The following is a 17000-nucleotide window of genomic DNA, read 5'->3' as shown; positions in this document are numbered from 1 at the left end:
AATTTCCTATTTATTGCAGTAGGTCAAAAAGCCACGCACTGCCGCCAGATAGGCTTCCGGTTCATCATCGGCAATCGCATGGGAGCTGTTCGCGAAAATCTTCAATTGCGCACGGGGAATTCTCTCCGCGATCAGCTCCGAATGCCGCGGTGGACAGATCCAGTCGTGGGCGCCTCCCAGCACCAGAGTGGGACACTTTATAGAAGGTAACTGCTCAATCAAGTCGAATGTTTTCAGGAACGTGGTGAAGCCGAGATTCAGCTGTTCGAAGTTGCGGATACTGCGCGGCCAGCCTTTGTCCAGCTTCCCGGCGTCGAAACGGGCGGAATACAGGGGGCCCATCGTTTTGTAATACTCGTAGACCTGTTCCTGTGATTCGAATGTGCCCTCCCACAACCACTGGCAGACACGTTGCTGATCCGCAGTACCTCGCTCATTGACGATCTGACGGGCATCTTCCATAAAGCGAAAACTGGGGGCAGTGGCAACAAGAATCAGGTTCGCGACACGCTCCGGATATCGAATGGCATAACCCTGCGCGACCATCCCTCCATACGACGAACCCAGCACGGAGATCCGCTCCAGACCCAGGTGTTCACGCAGCGCGTCCAGGTCATCGATGTTCTGGTCGAGCGTGTACGTTTTAGGATCAGCCGGAGCACTTCGTCCGGAACCACGATGGTCGACAAACACCAGTTGCGCGGTATCACGCAGCGCTGCCGAATTCGATTTGAAACTGGAATGGTCGCTGCCCGGTCCGCCATGCAGCAGAAACAGCACTGGTCGCTCGACCATCCGGTCTTCGCCAGGCACCAGTCCCATCCCATCGACATCAAAATAGATCTCCGTACCATTGATGCGGGCACGCATTCAGTGACTCCTCAGTTTACCCGAACAGTTCCATGATCGGCTTCCCTGTGGTCAGGGTCCGCAACAGCCCTGTCGGATCCTGTGGGTTGTTGATCGGGATGTCCAGGGCGTGATAGATCGTCGCCGCGAGTTCTTCGGGGCGGACCGGTTTGTGGGTGGGATATTCTCCATACTTGTTTGTCTTTCCATAGACATTGCCCCCTTTAATACCAGCGCCTGCCAGAATTGAGGAGAAGCACTTCGGCCAGTGCTGGCGTCCTGGGGGATCCTGTTTCAATACGTAGGGCGTACGGCCGAACTCACCAGTGACAACGACCAGCGTGTTATCCAGCATGCCCCGTTCCTTGAGGTCCGTGAGCAACGCGGCGAGCGCCTGGTCCAGTCGGGGCAGACAGAAGCCCATGCCGTAGGAACCGTTGCCGAACGCATTCCCCATGCCCATGTTTCCGCCATGCATGTCCCAGCTGCTGCTGGGCGGTCCCTGCTTGTCATGGTCGGCTTGACCGGCCCAGCCGTTAACGGTGACGAACCGGACCCCCGATTCCACCATCCGACGGGCCAGCAGCAGGTTCTGTCCCAGGGGATGCATGCCGTACTGCTCGCGAACTTTGTCCGGTTCCTCATGCATGTTAAACGCACGTCGGCCCTCGGCCCGCGTTAACGCATCGTAGGTCTTCTCTCTCAGATCCGACCAGTCTTTGACTTTCTGATCCTTGTCGAGTCGCTTCGATTCCAGGCCGCGGAGCAGTGTCTTCCGCTCCTCAAACCGCTGCTCGTCATACGGATTGTAAATTTCGGGCGGCTTGAAGTCTTTCATCGCCGGATGATTGTTCGCCGAACCGACGAACACCGGGGCATAAGCCGAACCCAGGTAACCACCGATGCCGATATTCGGCGCACAGAAAACAGGTGGTCCCACGCATTTGATGAGCCATGCATTGGAAACGAAGTTCCGTTTGCTCGGCTTGAACTTGGCGACGAAGGAACCGAGGTAAGGCTGCTCGTTCGCGGCTCCCTGTTGCACCCGTTTTTCCGACTGCCCACTGAGCAGGTTGTGCATCGCGTCAAAATGATTGCTGATCGCGCCCGGATGCGACATCGAATTAATCAGGGTGAACTGGTCGGTCACTTTCGCCAGCTCGGTGTGCATCTCGTTGATCCGCATGCCCGGCACTTTGGTTTCGATGGGCATATAAGGCCCGCGATAATCGAGGGGAGCTTCCGGCTTCATATCCCAGGTATCGATGTGGCTCGGTCCACCACACAGCAGGATGAAGATACACGACTTCTCCGCCGCGACAGCATTTCCCGCGGCGTCCAGTTTGTCACTCCCCATCACAACGCCCGGCATGCCGAGACTCAGTGTGCCCAGGCCACTCGCAATCAGGGCCTGCCGACGGTTCATCTGGAATTCATCCATACTCAGCCTCATTAAATAAAATATAAGCCGGGTTTGATGTGTGGATTATACCAGTTTGACTCGCGTTGCAACACAAATCTCCGGGAAATCCGTTAAGTCGGGGCCTGACAAGTGGTAAACGATTCGCTGCCCGACGGAGCAATGCTGTCGGCGTGATCCACGATCTGCCGCAGGCGTTCTTCGGGACCGGGCGAATTATTCCAGATCTCAAAAGCCACGTTCAAAGCGGTCTGCATGCGGCGCTGGTCTGCATATTGTTTGACGAGTCGGTTGAATCCGTCCGCTTCATACTGGATGAGTTCCAGTTCCTGCTGGGCATGGGCGAATTCCACGCTGTTTCTGGTTTCGTCAATAAATTCCCGGATCACCTGTTCCATAACGGGCTGCATGCCCGGTATCGCTTCCAGCAGATAATGGTTTCTGCATCCCGGAATGTCGCCGCCTGTTTTGTGCAGCCTGATCCGGACCTGACGTGCTTCGCTTTCCAGAAAATCGCTTTTATTCTGAATCATGAGTGCTCCTGCTTTCGGAAGTGAGGGAAAGTATCTGAGAGATCCGCTGCAGAATATCCTGAAGTCGTTCCGACTGAAATTCGGCAGCGGTAAACGTTTGAAAAGCCCGACGTGACGAAGGGACAATTTTGTGTTGCTGATTGCGGAGAATCTCCGTCGCCCGTGAAATCTGGATCGTCTGCCCCGGACAGACGCGGGATAACGCCTCGGGAATCGCCTCGGAACGCAGGGTGACCGCATTCACATGCGAAACCAGTTCCACGCCCACGCGGAATTCCGGCTGATACAGTTCCAGCACCGGATGTAACAAGCCGCGTTCGTTGCTGAGTGATGCTGTGTTGAACAGGAACCCATGCAGGCGGGCGATCAATTCCTCCAGCAGTTCCCTGGTTGACTGTTCTAACATCTCCCGGCGTAAGGACTCTGAACCCTCAGAAACAGCAAACGCCAGCAGCCCGACCAGTTCTTTTCCACTGTCCAGCAGCAGAAACCAGCTCAGCAACGCCTGCATGCGACTCCTCAGGGGCTCTGCACAATTCCCGAGGGACAGTGTTTCCAGCAACCGGGGGGCAACGACCGGGGACGCGCTGCCCCGCAACTGGGCCGTGATATTCGCTTTCTCTACCCGGGGGAGGTTCCAGGCATCGCTGAGCAGATATTCCAGCAGATTCGATTCGGCCAGGAAAACCAGAACATCACCCACATCGAGTTGATCAGATTCGCTGAGAGTCTGTAACTCCCCGAGAAAGTCGGTGATGGGCTTCAGTCCCCACAGTTGCTGACTGCATTTGAGATCGGCTTCGACACGAAAATCGGCAGCAAATACCTGCTCAGGTTGGAAGAGGCTCTGTTCATGAATCTCGGAGATCAGCCGCTGGTTCCGGTATTTGCCCGTGACTTTCGCGTGGGGATCGATCAGCGTCCAACTCGCAGCACTGGTCTGCATCAGAATTCCCATGTGAAACATCGGCGGTCGGAGTCGATCGATACCAGGACGATCCGTCATGAATTCCAGAAACGTTTTCAGTTCGGGTTTAAGTTTCACTTGCTGTCGATCTGCCCGCCTGAGAATTCCGCGGGCCACCCGCACATCATGGCGGATCGCGATTTCAGAACCAGAGATCAGAGGCGTCGCTCCCAGTACGGGCGCTCCCGCCAGCCGGGCGAAAGCGAGCAGGATCAACGCACGACCCAGACAGTTCGGATTCCCATGTTTGTGGAACTGACGGGGAAATATCCGGTTACACGACTGGTTCGAAACATCTTCACAAACATGCTTCACCAGTTCGGCTTGCGTTCGCACCGGTTTCGTTTGAGTTACTAACTGGCGAAAGAGTTCCTCGCAGATCACGTTTCGACGGGAGCCAGAACCGTCCGCATACTCTTTGGCCAGCGCGTTCAGCTGGGGATCCAGTCCTTCTATCGCAGACTGGATGGCCTGTTCGCCGAGTTGAGTGAGCGTCGATGTCAGAGGGAATGATGCTGTTGCTGATGTGGTGAAGCCAGTGCGTTTTCGGCAGAACGAGAGGATGCGTTCCAGGTCGGGATGCAATGCTCTTCGCTGATCGGGGCGCTGCCGCGCTTTCGATATCTCTAAAGAGCAGGGGAGCCTCTGGTTGACTGTAGTCATTCCCTCTCCGTTCGTAAGGCCCGCTCCTGAAAATGTTCGTGTCCCCTATTAATATCGCAATTCCCCGCGGGGTCAAGCACGGATTTCCACCGCGAACATTTCGGCCCGCCGGAGATCGTCGAGAGAGAAGTCTCACAAAATTCAGATTTCATGACACACCTCAGAATTTTCTATAACTGTTCAAATAAATATGTTACAATGCAGTCTCTTTAACAGCGAACCTGTCTTTTTATCCCCAGTTCTGGGGCTTTATCTTTCTTCATTTCTTGATGAGAGGAGGCTGTTATGTCTGCGTCTGCTTCTCACCGCTCGGTCCTGCGTTACATCTACAACCACAATCCGTTCTACGTGATTAGTGCCGTGCTGATGTTGTTCGCCGTGCGGTCTGCTTACGGAACCATTGAGATCGGTTCCATCAACTGCTGGATTATGATGGGCGTGCTGGCCGGGTATACCCTGTTGCTGGCGGGGATTGGAGTGCTGATCGTACGCTGGGGCAAAGTCTGGGAGGACGCCCGTTCGATTCTGCTGCTCCTGCTGCTGTTGTTTCTCGGGGTCTCGGTCAGCATGGATGACCTGTTCTCCCGCGTTTCCCAGGATCAGGGCCTGCTGCTGATGTGCGGCGGCTTTCTGTTCTCGGCACTGCTTTCCGAAGCCGTTCTCTGGGGCGCCGGCATTCGCCTGGGAGTCCGTTACCGGATTCCGTATCACCTCTTCCTGGCGCTGTTCTATGCGGCACCCTGGTGGTGTTCTCCCGAAATGCATCCCCGTTCGCCCGCTGAACTGGAATGGACCCTGTTTCTGTTCCCGGTCGTCGCGTCGGTCCTCTTTCTCTGTCTGTGGCCCGCCATCCGCGGAGGCGTTTCTTATGTGAAATCCAACGGCACTCCCTGGGGCTGGCCCTGGTTTCCCTGGATCGCATTCGGCATGATTGCCGCCTGCGTCGCCTTTCGTTCGTTCATCCTCTGCCTGACCTTCGGACCTGCCGGGCCGATGTGGATCAAACCGATCAGCGGACCCCGCTTGATCTCCTTTGATACCCTGTGGGGGTTTTACTTCCTGATTCCGCTGGGATTCGTGTTGCTCGTACTGCTGCTCGAAGGGGCGATTTTGACCCGCAACAAAGTCTTTCAGGCGGGCCTGGTTCGACTGGCACCGTTGCTGCTTCTGCTGGCCATGCCTATGTCGGGAGGACCGGTACACACCGGATTTCTCTTCAAAGTCACTGACGCGATTGGTTCTCCGATCTGGCTGGCGGCGTGGATGCTGGTCGGCTTCTACCTCTGGGCCGTCGTGCGACGCGTCCCGGATGCGATCTGGGGCGGAGTCGGAGTTCTGGCCCTGTTTACCATTGTCGGCCCGCAGACCCTGGGGACGCGGACCTTGATTGAACCGACTCCCTGGCCGCTCCTTTTGGACGGTGCCCTGATGCTGGGGCTGGGCCTCCGCCGACGTTCTTCGGGTATCTGCACCGCAGGCGTCATCGCTGCGACGCTGGGAATCTGGTATCTGATTCCCGATTCGATTCTCGCCGAGTATCGTTTCACAGCCTGTTTCCATCTGCTCTGGCTCTCCATGCTGGTCCTGGGGCTGACCATGAAAGACGATTTCAGTCGCGTCCTGCAATGTGCCAGCGCATTGTTGATTCCTCTGGTTTCCGTGGTGGTCATCTTAAATGAACGTGCTGCGGAAATACCGCTGATCTGGCGTCTCTCCTATGTCGGCTCCTGGGCCGTGGGGTGTCTGTTGATCGCCCGGCTCTGGTCCAGTCGCTGGTTCAAGTTCTCCTTCGCCGCCACGGTCGGCATCCTGCTCTATACCAGTGCGACTTTCGCGTTTCGTCTGGCGATCCAATACCTCAGTCGAGAAGCGGTCATCGCTTTCATCTGGTCAGCCGCCGCCCTGATCCTCGCCTTCCTGATCAGTGCCCACAAAGCCCGCTGGCTCCCCGAGCCGGCCTGGCTGACCTTCCGCAAGGACACACCTCCGGAACCGGAAATACTCTCTCCGCCACCCGATGTCACATCTGGGGAGGAAGAGTAATCGAAGTTGATTGATGAAAAGGGGCAGGTCTCGCTAATCCGGGACCTGCCCCTTGTTCTTTGAGAGCTAACCCTCCTCATGTAAATGCAGGCTGGGATCCTTATCACCACTGATCCGAATCAAGCGATCCGGATTCTGATACTGAGCCACCAGATAACGTGTCAGGTCGATCTGCATTTCACGCATCGTGCCCAGATACCGGCTCTGTTCCTGGTTCTGCGCCTGCTGGTGTTCCAGTTCGATCTGATTAACCCGGCGTCGGGTCTCTTCTTCGACGTGTTGTATTTCCTGTTGCTGATGAATCTCCTCATCGTGTTGCAGTCGCTGCAGGTGAATGTCATGTTCGGTTTGCCGGGCCTCCATTTCCTGACGCTTTTCCGCCCGAATCGCTTCACGGGCCAGTTGCACATCCGCCAGTTCCTGGGCCTGGATTTCCGTCTCTGCATCCAGCTTGAGCCGCGTTCGGGCTTCGATCGCACTGTCGTGCATCGCCTGCAGCGTTTCGCCGGCTGTATATCCGCGGTAGACGACCTTATTGATCTGGTAACCAATGCGGACCGCCCGTGACAGCAGATTCTGGTACGACTCCAGTTCGTTTAACTGCTCGGTATCCTGTTTGAACGCTTCAAAGGAACGCATTCCGGCGAAATCAACGACGTCGGCTGTCACCGCATTGATAAAGTCAGCAATCGGATCGTGCGTCTGGTCCAGCATTTTTTCAATGTCGGACAGCTCGAAAAAGATCATCAGCTTGACGGTCAGCAAGGCATCATCGGAAGTCCGCACATCGTCGACCAGGTAATAGGTCTGGTCGGGAATCACCCGCAGCTTATGAAAGCTGAGTGCCCGGGGAACCTTATGCGTCGGCGTCTGAGGATCGGCTCCGTGCCAGCGAAACTCATGCAGCCATTCGTTTTCCTGCGGGACAAACAGCATCGGCCCCCGTTCCACACGTCGCTGCACGGCCTCCCCGGACCTGCGATAGACCACGATCGCTTCATGTGAATCAAGTTCCAGCGAATCCATGACCTTGATCGCCAGATGTTCGACCGGATCGTACCAGACCGAGGTCGGCCCACGCTGGTGTTCACAATGGCCGTCGACAAATTCAATCGAGAGATATTCGTTCGCTCCCGCACTGTACTGCCTGAGCGACTCAATCGTCTTGCGAAATAGAATCATCCGCCGCGGACCGTCAATGTACTCCACCCGTCCCTTAAAATCCCAGACCGCAACCCGCTCACCCTGTCGAACTGTTTTGATACCGATCATGATACGTCTCCCCTGCTGAACACTGTGATTGAAAAAGTGTCTCGAACAGCTGGCCCGGATATCTCATAATTAAACAGATAGTGTTTAATATACACACATGGTAGTGTGGTAGGGACACTAAGTCAACGATTGATATTTAAAAACTGTGGATGACCTCTGATATCGGAAAAACGGACTGCAATCTACTTGGACAAATCCGGGGTGAAACAGCCTCTCGCATACAATCCGCAATAGCTGACAGGGGACTTCGTTCAAACGGTCCATTCCCTTTCCTCTGTTGATCGGGTAGTTTATTAATAGAACTCATTAACGCGTTCCCACTCCTTTAGAGACGTATTCCTGAGGAACCCCATGCGCAGGCATTCTGTCACTCTGATCTGTTGTCTTACACTGCTTCTGCTTTCTGCTACTTCCGCAGTATCGGCAGCAGCGCAGCCGCGTCAACCACATGTGGTGATTATTCTCGCCGATGATAAGAATTAAGTTTTCGCTGACAGCAGCTTTTTACCCCTGAATTAAAGTGTTTATTCGTGATTTATAGCATTTCAAAATGCAGCGCAATTCGGGCCGTTTCAGGCAAATTCGGTTGGATTAACTACATATTACTACATAACAAATCATATTTGTTGAAGTCAGCAGTAAATAAATCTCAGATCCGAAAAACCATTCCCCCCCACTAATGATATTAGCCAAACGATTTAGTGCCCTGCAGTTGACGCTCACCGGAAATACTTTTCGAGTTAATCATCCGAGATTAACCCAACTATGAGGTAACAACATGAAAACAATGGATGAGGTGGATCGCATTCATTTACTCAAAGATCTTTGGAAGACCTTTCGAGAAGGGCTAGAAACTCAACTTGATGAGACACTAACAGCGAGAGTGGATACTACAAATTCAGGTCGAATAGATGCAGAGATTCTCTGGAACTCGCTTGAGAGGTGCAAGCATCCTTTAGCCGTTAACCTCGGATGTCACCATCATGACCTCTTCTGCCGGGCAGAGCCCATCACAGGCACTTCTTGGGAATCGATGTCTTCAGTTAACCATGGATGGCTGATGCGTGAATTCATGCTTGATTTCTCAATCACAATGGGAGCTATCCCTGTCGTGATTGGTCAGGCAACTGAACCGCGTCTTCCCAGTGATGAAAAGTATGAAATTCTTTTGGGTGTTGAGTCTGAAATGGGTTCCAGAAACGAAGTTCTACGCGATTTGTTAAAACTCCTCGACGTAAAGGCACGTGTCAAAATATTGCTATATAATTCGCGAGTATACAAGAAACATATCAATAATTTGAAACGCGATATTGAATTCGTTTTCAACCGCCATGCGAGCGTCCCAACAGATGATCTGTGGTTGATTGCCGGTATTCCATCCTATGCCACCTGGGCTCAGCACACAAATAACCGAATTCATATACCTCGCCAGATCTATACGCTCAGTAAGGTGAATTATAAAAACTATGAACTTACCTCTGTCGTGGATGATTGGTGGAGCTTTGAGGATAGGGACTAAAATAATGTACAAACCTAAAATTGATTGTGCCTATTGCAAGGGAGATCACGAACTTGAAAAATATATTCAGAGATAGACGATCTGACGGACTTTGAAAAGGGCTGACTTGATCCAATTACCGCCGTATCAAGAATCCTCCCTTAAACGCGAAGATGAGTGTTCCAGTTATCCATTATTTGAATTCTCTATCAAGAAAGCAAAACTATGCGGCTCGTTGGAATTGATCTTCACCGGAGAACGGATGGCATGGCAGTGGTCAATGTTTCTGGAGAAGTCGTCTCTTTTATGACAATTGAGTGACGGAACATAAATGTCATTCTCGAATTTCTGTAACCCTTCGCTGGTTATATAAGTTACTCAAGCCAAATATCTGATTAAGAGGTTCTTCAGCTAAAATATTGCCACAGCGGAAGTATCTGCCTCCCGGCTAGAACTACAAACATTCTTGCGTATTGCAAATTATTTTGTATATTAGAGGAATGACTTCAAAAGCTTTCATAGCATGGATTGGAAATACTGACCTCAGGGCGTCGCGGGGGGAATCTCGTGACGGTCCCGGGCCTATTGCAAATGCGGTTACGAAGCGTGAGTTCGACGAGATCCACCTGCTATCGGATCACAAAGCCGCTGATTCCAAGTCGTTTGTGAAGTGGCTCAAAAAAGAGACCGGTACCCAAGCCAACGTCTGGCCGGTGGAGCTGACAGGCCCAACACGATTTGATGAGATCTACGAAGGGGCAATTGGCGTCTTGAAGACGCTGGAAAAAGAAGACATCGATCGGCATCGCACGTTTCATGTCAGTCCCGGGACGCCAGCGATGGGTGCAGTGTGGGTGCTGCTCGCCAAAACACAATTCCCAGCAGAGTTAATTGAATCGTCGAAGGAAGAAGGGGTCAGGACGATCTCGATTCCGTTTGAGATCGCAGCGGACTACATCCCAATGCGAGACATCGAAGGCGACGAGGAAATTAGGCGACTCACACAGGGACTACCGCCGGAAGCTCCAGAGTTCACGGAGATCATTCACCGCTGCCAGGTAATGAAAACAGTGATCGCACAGGCCCGGCGTGTCGCAGTCGAAGATGTGCCATTGTTAATTCAGGGCGAATCAGGGACAGGTAAAGAGCTGTTTGCGCGAGCGATCCACGCGTCCAGTCTGAGAGCAGGCAAGCCGTTCGTTGAGGTAAATTGTGGTGCGATCCCAGCCGAATTAGTCGAATCCGAGTTCTTCGGCCACAAGAAAGGTGCGTTCACAGGAGCAAGTGAAAACAAAGTTGGATACCTGGAGACCGCTAACGGTGGCACGCTATTTCTTGACGAGATCGGTGAATTACCGTTGGCAGCACAGGTAAAACTATTGCGTGCGTTGCAGGAGAAGAAGATCACGCGCGTGGGTGAAGCAAAAAGCAAGAGCGTCGACTTTCGTGTTATTGCAGCAACCAATCGGATTTTGCTGGATGAAGTCGCAGCGGAGCGGTTTCGGGAAGATCTTTTTCACCGGCTTGCGGTCGGCGTTCTGAACCTTCCGCCGCTCCGGGAACGCCCGAATGATCTCAATCTTCTGATTGACTACTTTCTAGATCGAATCAATGTTGACCGTACCGCCAGTCCCGGCTGGGAACACAAGAAACTTTCTGCGGGTGCAAGAAATCTTCTGAACCAACATCCGTGGCCGGGCAACATTCGAGAATTATCTAACACGCTTTGCCGAGCCGCTATTTGGTCTGGTGGAATGACTATCGGAACCGAGCAAATTCGCAATTCGTTGTTCCCCGTCAAGCGTGCTTTGCCGGGATATGACTCGATCCTCAACCGCAGTCTGGGTAACGACTTGGATCTGACGGAACTGATCGGCGAAGTGGCTCGCCACTACCTGTCTCGAGCATATGACGAGGCGGACAAAAACAAGTCAGCGGCATGCAAACTTGTGGGGCTTCCAAACTATCAGACGTTCACAAACTGGATGAAGAAATATGGAGTGAAATCGTAATGGCACGCCTGTTGCATTTAGAGCGTTTGTCGAAACCAAATAGCTAAAAAGAACAGCGGCAACGCCAAGGGACAAATCATGCAAGAATCCACTTTTAACAATCCGAACGGAAACAACGGTCCGCACTTCGCAGTCGAAGGTGACTCATCGCGCCTTCACAGCCGCATGACGCTTGAATTGATTGTCACTGACCCGGATGTCTGTTCCGAGTTGCGTGCCCATGAAAAGGATGACGAGCGGAACCGCTACGCGCTGGCCGCACTGCGAATCGGAGTACATGCCATGCGTCAAGCGACTGGAGTCATTGATGCGACCTCTGTGCGAGACGAAGTCTCGCAGATGTTGCATTCACTTCGTGAAGTATTGGCGGAGCACTCTGTTCAATGCACAGGCGGCATTTCCAACTCGCTGAAGGGATACTTCGATCCCGAGTCTGGCCAACTGACGCAGCGGCTGGATCGTCTCGTGAAACGTGACGGCGAGTTGGATGAACTTCTCAATCGCCATCTCGGCGAAGATGCGTCAACAGTCGCACAGACTCTTGCAGCGCATGTCGGTGATCAAAGCCCATTGTTCAAGATGCTGTCTCCCGAACAGGCCAATGGCTTGCTTGCTTCGTTGAAAGAGGTGATCGGGTTGGCCCTTCAGTCGCAGCGTGACCAGATCGTGAAGAACTTCTCGCTGGACGACAAAACCTCCGCTTTATCACGTCTCCTCACCGAAGTCACCGACGCCAATGGAAAGTTGCGGAAAGGTCTGGCTGACGACGTCGCCGAGGTCCGCAACGAATTTTCTCTGGACAACGAAGAAGGTGCGCTCACACGTCTTGTCAACCGCGTCGAGAAGGCCCAGGAACAAATCTCAGATCAGTTCTCGCAGGATAATGAAGACTCTGCGATGTCGCGGATGGCGAAGCTGCTTGAAACCGTCAATGGCACGGTCAAAGGCAGTCTCACACTCGATGATGAGGCTTCACCTCTCTCATTGCTGCGACGCCAGTTGCTGGAAGTGATCGGCCAGATCGAGAAGTCAAACACTGAATTCCACACCGAGATTCGAGAAACCGTTGCAACTCTGAAGGCGCGAAAGCTGGAGAAGGCTCGTGGCACTCGTCACGGAGACGATTTCCAGGATGCAGTCGGTGAATATGTCGAAGCAGATGCCCGGAATCGGGGCGACGTTTGCGAACGCACCACCAGCACGGTCGGACGCATTCCGCGTAGCAAGACGGGTGATTTTGTGCTGACGATGGGGCCAGAATCGGTAGCGGCCGGAGGTGCCATTACCATCGAGGCCAAGCAGGAACAGGGATACGACCTCAAGTCGGTCCTGGAAGAGATCGGCTAAGAAACGCAACCAAAGCGAGCTTTCATCCCTGCTGAGCGAGCTGCCAGATGAAATCGAGATTCAGCCGCTTCAGGATTGCTGCAAAATCACGGCGGGACGTTCGATTCCGTCTCGCGATCTCTTGGATGTTCCCAGCGTCGATGATGAAGGTCTCGTTCCTGTTGCTGAGATTTCAGCCGAGATTGCACAGTTGCAGGCGAGAGTGAATGAACTCAATGACAATGAGCCTGGGGAGCACCATGAGCGGATGAGCTTGCTCAAACACATGGAATCGCTGACGGAAGACCTTGAGTACCGCGAGTACGCTGAGTCGTACGAGATTCCGTACATTCGGATTCGTGATGTCGCAAACGGTGTAGCGGCGGCCGGGACAGCTTGGGTCAAACGCGAAGTTGCGAAAGAGATTGCCCCAAAGTGGAAGCTAAAGCACGGCGACGTGCTGGTATCTAAGTCAGGCACGATCGGAAAGACTGGCATTGTCAGGAATGGCGCAGTTGGCGGCGTTGCAGCTAACAGCTTCTTCGTGTTGCGAGTCGATGGCGACGTACTCGATCCACATTTTGTGATGGCGTATCTGAATAGCAGCGAGGTGCGATTCTGGCTGGAGGAACGGGCACGCGGTTCGGCTGCCAAACACTTGTCCTCAGCTGTGTTCAAAGAGATTCCTATTCCACTCCCGCCGATCCAGATGCAACGGCGAATCGGTGCGGAGTATCGCGAACTTGGCACCGATGCTATCGAACTGCTCAGCCGACTCCTGACGGGGACGGAGACAAACGCCGTCTCGCAATGGTTGAATCACTACTGGGCCACCTTGTCCAATCAAGACGTGGATTCGCTGAGAATCAGCTACTGGCAGAAGCTGTCAGGCGAGTTTCGTAAATTGCGAAATGAGGTTGCACACTCGACGTCGGACGCCGGGCCGCTGACGGCATGGACTCTGGCTTTCAGTGAGGCACTCACTCCGTTTCGAGGCGCAGAGGATATCCCGGACGGCCCCGCACTATTCAGTGTTCTGAATGAGGTTGGTCGACGTCTGGATCGAGCAGAAGAAGCCGCCGACGGCGATTTGCCGGACAACCGGAAGGCCAAATCGTTTACCCGTGTATTGGAAAAATGGCTCAAGCTAACCACGGAGTCGATGGTCAAGCAAAACCGACTCGTTATCACAACCGATGTCACGGAAGTGCCAGTCGGCGAGTGCACGGACTTAACACTGAAGGTTGAGAATCAGGGAACGTTGCCCATTCGGAGCCTGCGTTTATGGGGCGAGCCTTTCAACGATGTCCACATTCAGTTTCTTGCGGCGGGCGATTCCGCCGAAGCAGAGTTTTCGGTCGTCGCCCTTGAAGAATACAATCATATTGACGTGACCATTCAGTGGGAATGCTTGTCTCTTGAAGGCGATGAAATATCAGGCTCGAAAGACCTGCGATTTTCCGTTGTCTCTGCTGAGTCTGCTTCTGAAACAGCTGACCTAGGTGCCAGTCCATACGTTACTGGCGATCCCGTAAAAGTTGACCGAAACGACGTCTTCTTCGGTCGCGAAGAGTTGATCGAGCAAATCAAGCGGCAGATATTACAGAGTGGCAATGTCGTCTTATTGGAAGGAAACCGCCGCGCAGGAAAGTCTTCTGTGCTTTGGCACCTTGAAGGTGCCAAAGCAATCCCCGGATGGTTAGGTGTCTATTGTAGTCTTCAAGGTGCAGAGGGCAACAGCGAAGGCGGCATTCCCACGGCAGATGTCTTTCGCAGTATCGCCTATGAACTCGTGCAAAGCATGCGGAAATTGAACGGCTCCGTTGTGATGCCTGATGGAACGGTTCTGGACGGCGACAAGAAACTCGGGATCGCCCGCGCACTTCAGCAAGGGATTAGTGAGGAAGCACCGTTTCAGGATTTTCGTGAATACCTGGAAACAATTATTGAGACGCTTGCTGAACAGCAACTCGGCTTACTCTTGATGATCGACGAGTTTGACAAGTTACAGGAAGGCATCAACAACAAGGTTACGTCACCGCAGGTGCCGGAAAATATCCGCTTCCTCGTACAGTCATTCCCAAAGCTCTCCGCAATCCTCACTGGCTCGCGTCGGCTGAAGCGAATGCGGCAGGAATACTGGTCCGCCTTGTTCGGTTTGGGTACTCGACTCGGCGTATCAGCATTGCCGCTGGAAGCAGCAGCTCGTTTGATCACTGAGCCAGTTGCCGGTCGATTGTCGTACTCCAAGTCGGCTGTCAACAGAGCACACGAGCTGACGGCCGGACAGCCTTACCTGTTGCAATGTCTGTGCAACCGTGTTTTCGATATTGCAGCGAGAACAGGAGTCCGCTCGATCACTGTCGACCATGTCAACGACGCGGCCGACGCGTTGGTCGAGGACAATGAACACTTTGCCAGCCTCTGGGATTACACCGAGTTTGATCGACGACGGTTCCTGCTCTACCTGCTGCACCGCGAGGAGAATGGTCCAGACCCCATGCGTCTCGGCGTGATCGAAGCAAAGCTGGAAGAAGCAGGTGTTGAACTCCGCGAGGAAATCGTGATCTCGGACCTTGAACTTCTGAGAGAGCTGGAGCTGGTCGACCTGCATGGTGAGTCATCTGGCGCGTATTACACGCTGACGATTCCAATGATGGGGCAGTGGCTGGACTCGCAACAGGATTTTGAAATTCTCCGTAGCCGTGCCCGTGCCGAAGCGGAAGACATCAGCGGAAAACTCAGCGAGATAACGAGGCCTGAAGATGAAATCGAAGACACAAAGGATATAGATGATGAGTGACAAATTCTTCCCGATACTGGGCACAGACGACATTCCAATGATCGGGCGACAGGCCCTGCTGGATGGGATTTGGGGCAAGCTGGCGAAAACATCGCCCGAAAACCTGTCGATCGTTGGGCCAAGGCACATCGGCAAGACTGTCCTGCTTAATGCCTTGGTTGAACGGGCGAAGAAAGAGGACTCACCCTATTCGCTGGTCATCTATTGGCAACTTGGGTACGCACCGCCGCAATCAGACGAGGAGTTCATTGAGCAGCTTTGCGACCTATTGTATTCCGCCATGGACTCGGACGCCATTACCTACAAAGATTATCGCTCAGAATTGCAGAACGAAAAGTCACTTCCGGTTATCAAGGAGGTGATGGATTTGCTGCAAATAGAAGAACGGTCCGTCTTGATGATCTGGGATGGCTTCGACAAGCCGCTCAGTCAGGGACTGTTGTCGGGACAGCTTTTCGGAAACCTTCGTGACCTTTTCTACGGAAAGAAACATCGGGTTATCACGGCAACACGAGCCACCCAGACCGAACTCGCCCGCAACAAGCAGGTCGAGGATAGCCCCTTCTGGAACATGTTCGATGTAAACCCTCTTCGAGTGGGACCGTTTGACGACGCAGATGTGGAACACGCTTTGACGAGCGCCTCGCTAACGATGAATCAGGGCGGGAAGAAGGAGTTAAGCAACTGGACCGGCGGCCATCCCGTGCTGCTGCTCTCGATTCTAAATGCGCTCGCAGATGCGGGAAATGGCGAGCTTACCAACGACCACGTCAACGGCGCAGCAGGAGCGGTTGCAGCCGAATTGTCAGACTTCCTGGACAAGCTCTGGAACGGATGCAGCGCTACGACCAAGAATGCGTTTCAGTTGATCATCGAGAACGACGGCCTCGACAAGGATCGAATCGGCAAAGAGGAAACGCGGTATTTGCTCGTCCGAGGTTTCGCTGTCGGAGAGGGCGCGAAGGTCAAAGCGTCGTGTCGAATGTTTGAGCAGCATGTCCGTGGTTCCAAACCAGATACCAGCACATTGGAACGCATGTTCGGAATGTGGGACGCGTACCGAACTGAGATTCGTTCAATCCTTGAATTGAGAATCAAGCAGATTCGACCAGTAGAGGCGAATTGTTATGCGTCTCTTTGCATGGAGACTACCGATACGACGAGCTCAAGAACACGGATGGTGAGCTGCAAAAGCAGGAAGCAGAACTTTGTGATGCACTCATCAAAGAGTTACGCGACGCGACATTGATCGTCATTGGGTACAGCGGACGAGATGCTTCATTGATGAAGGCGCTCAACGACGCTTATTCACAGCCTGGAAGCGGGGCCTTGTATTGGTGCGGATACGGCGACCACATCGCAACACCGGTAAAGCATCTCTTGGGGGCAGCACGTACCGCGAATCGGACGGCGTATTTTGTCCCAACGCACGGATTTGACGACATCCTCTCACGACTCGCTTTGCACTGCCTTAAGGATAACCGGCAGGACAAAGCTAGAGTGCTGTTGGACGCGACCAATCAAGGTGGCGATACCTGCGATCCGTTTTATGTCGACGAACTTCCTTGCACGGCGCTGATCAAAAGCAACGCATTCGAGATCGAATGCCCCTCT

General features: G+C 53.4%; 11 protein-coding genes. 6 read left to right on the top strand and 5 right to left on the bottom strand.

The features are described 5' to 3' along the window. Positions 1-6 precede the first annotated feature (6 nt). From HG66A1_RS18590 to HG66A1_RS18575, 4 genes are all read right to left on the bottom strand, one after another. On the bottom strand, positions 7-870 hold the full coding sequence (locus HG66A1_RS18590; protein ID WP_145187259.1) for an alpha/beta fold hydrolase: 864 nt from the start codon (positions 868-870) through the stop codon (positions 7-9). Between the two features lie 16 nt (positions 871-886). Then, positions 887-2290 (bottom strand): DUF1501 domain-containing protein, encoded by a 1404-nt coding sequence (locus tag HG66A1_RS18585; protein WP_145187256.1) that lies wholly within the window; start codon positions 2288-2290, stop codon positions 887-889. A 92-nt stretch (positions 2291-2382) separates the two neighbouring features. Next, the gene (locus HG66A1_RS18580; protein ID WP_145187253.1) at positions 2383-2802 is read right to left on the bottom strand and encodes a hypothetical protein; all 420 of its coding nucleotides are present in this window, start codon (positions 2800-2802) and stop codon (positions 2383-2385) included. Further along, complete coding sequence (locus tag HG66A1_RS18575; protein ID WP_145187250.1) at positions 2789-4432, bottom strand: hypothetical protein; 1644 nt, start codon at positions 4430-4432, stop codon at positions 2789-2791. The genes HG66A1_RS18580 and HG66A1_RS18575 overlap by 14 nt, the downstream gene beginning before the upstream one ends. A 285-nt stretch (positions 4433-4717) precedes the next feature. Here HG66A1_RS18575 and HG66A1_RS18570 point away from each other — a divergent pair, with 285 nt between their 5' ends. Next, positions 4718-6475: a hypothetical protein gene (locus tag HG66A1_RS18570; protein WP_145187247.1), complete on the top strand. Its 1758-nt coding sequence runs from the start codon at positions 4718-4720 to the stop codon at positions 6473-6475. A 66-nt stretch (positions 6476-6541) separates the two neighbouring features. Here the strand turns inward: HG66A1_RS18570 and HG66A1_RS18565 are convergent, their stop codons facing one another. Beyond that, entirely contained in the window at positions 6542-7747 is a 1206-nt protein-coding gene (locus HG66A1_RS18565) for a hypothetical protein (RefSeq protein ID WP_145187244.1), read from the bottom strand. A 778-nt stretch (positions 7748-8525) separates the two neighbouring features. Here HG66A1_RS18565 and HG66A1_RS18560 point away from each other — a divergent pair. The 5 genes from HG66A1_RS18560 to HG66A1_RS18540 all read left to right on the top strand — a co-directional run bounded on the left by HG66A1_RS18560 (position 8526) and on the right by HG66A1_RS18540 (position 16635). Further along, complete coding sequence (locus HG66A1_RS18560; protein WP_145187241.1) at positions 8526-9266, top strand: hypothetical protein; 741 nt, start codon at positions 8526-8528, stop codon at positions 9264-9266. Positions 9267-9745: 479 nt separating this feature from the next. Next, positions 9746-11257, top strand: a complete 1512-nt coding sequence (locus HG66A1_RS18555) for a sigma 54-interacting transcriptional regulator (RefSeq protein ID WP_145187238.1) — start codon at positions 9746-9748, stop codon at positions 11255-11257. Positions 11258-11335: 78 nt separating this feature from the next. Beyond that, complete coding sequence (locus HG66A1_RS18550) at positions 11336-12604, top strand: hypothetical protein (protein WP_145187236.1); 1269 nt, start codon at positions 11336-11338, stop codon at positions 12602-12604. Positions 12605-12725: 121 nt separating this feature from the next. Beyond that, positions 12726-15386, top strand: coding sequence for a restriction endonuclease subunit S (locus HG66A1_RS18545; protein WP_145187233.1), 2661 nt, complete (start codon positions 12726-12728; stop codon positions 15384-15386). Further along, positions 15376-16635, top strand: a complete 1260-nt coding sequence (locus HG66A1_RS18540; protein WP_145187230.1) for an AAA-like domain-containing protein — start codon at positions 15376-15378, stop codon at positions 16633-16635. The genes HG66A1_RS18545 and HG66A1_RS18540 overlap by 11 nt, the downstream gene beginning before the upstream one ends. The last annotated feature ends 365 nt before the right edge of the window (positions 16636-17000 follow it).

This window comes from Gimesia chilikensis, assembly GCF_007744075.1.
GTDB lineage: Bacteria > Planctomycetota > Planctomycetia > Planctomycetales > Planctomycetaceae > Gimesia > Gimesia chilikensis_A.
The sequence above is the reverse complement of the archived record's forward strand: the minus strand, read 5'-3'. Positions and strand labels throughout refer to the sequence as shown.

Excerpts from the sequence above, each read along its gene's own strand:
- HG66A1_RS18590 (WP_145187259.1), bottom strand. The coding sequence starts at position 870 with ATGCGTGCCCGCATCAATGGTACGGAGATCTATTTTGATGTCGATGGG.
- HG66A1_RS18585 (WP_145187256.1), bottom strand. The coding sequence starts at position 2,290 with ATGGATGAATTCCAGATGAACCGTCGGCAGGCCCTGATTGCGAGTGGC.
- HG66A1_RS18580 (WP_145187253.1), bottom strand. The coding sequence starts at position 2,802 with ATGATTCAGAATAAAAGCGATTTTCTGGAAAGCGAAGCACGTCAGGTC.
- HG66A1_RS18575 (WP_145187250.1), bottom strand. The coding sequence starts at position 4,432 with ATGACTACAGTCAACCAGAGGCTCCCCTGCTCTTTAGAGATATCGAAA.
- HG66A1_RS18570 (WP_145187247.1), top strand. The coding sequence starts at position 4,718 with ATGTCTGCGTCTGCTTCTCACCGCTCGGTCCTGCGTTACATCTACAAC.
- HG66A1_RS18565 (WP_145187244.1), bottom strand. The coding sequence starts at position 7,747 with ATGATCGGTATCAAAACAGTTCGACAGGGTGAGCGGGTTGCGGTCTGG.
- HG66A1_RS18560 (WP_145187241.1), top strand. The coding sequence starts at position 8,526 with ATGAAAACAATGGATGAGGTGGATCGCATTCATTTACTCAAAGATCTT.
- HG66A1_RS18555 (WP_145187238.1), top strand. The coding sequence starts at position 9,746 with ATGACTTCAAAAGCTTTCATAGCATGGATTGGAAATACTGACCTCAGG.
- HG66A1_RS18550 (WP_145187236.1), top strand. The coding sequence starts at position 11,336 with ATGCAAGAATCCACTTTTAACAATCCGAACGGAAACAACGGTCCGCAC.
- HG66A1_RS18540 (WP_145187230.1), top strand. The coding sequence starts at position 15,376 with ATGATGAGTGACAAATTCTTCCCGATACTGGGCACAGACGACATTCCA.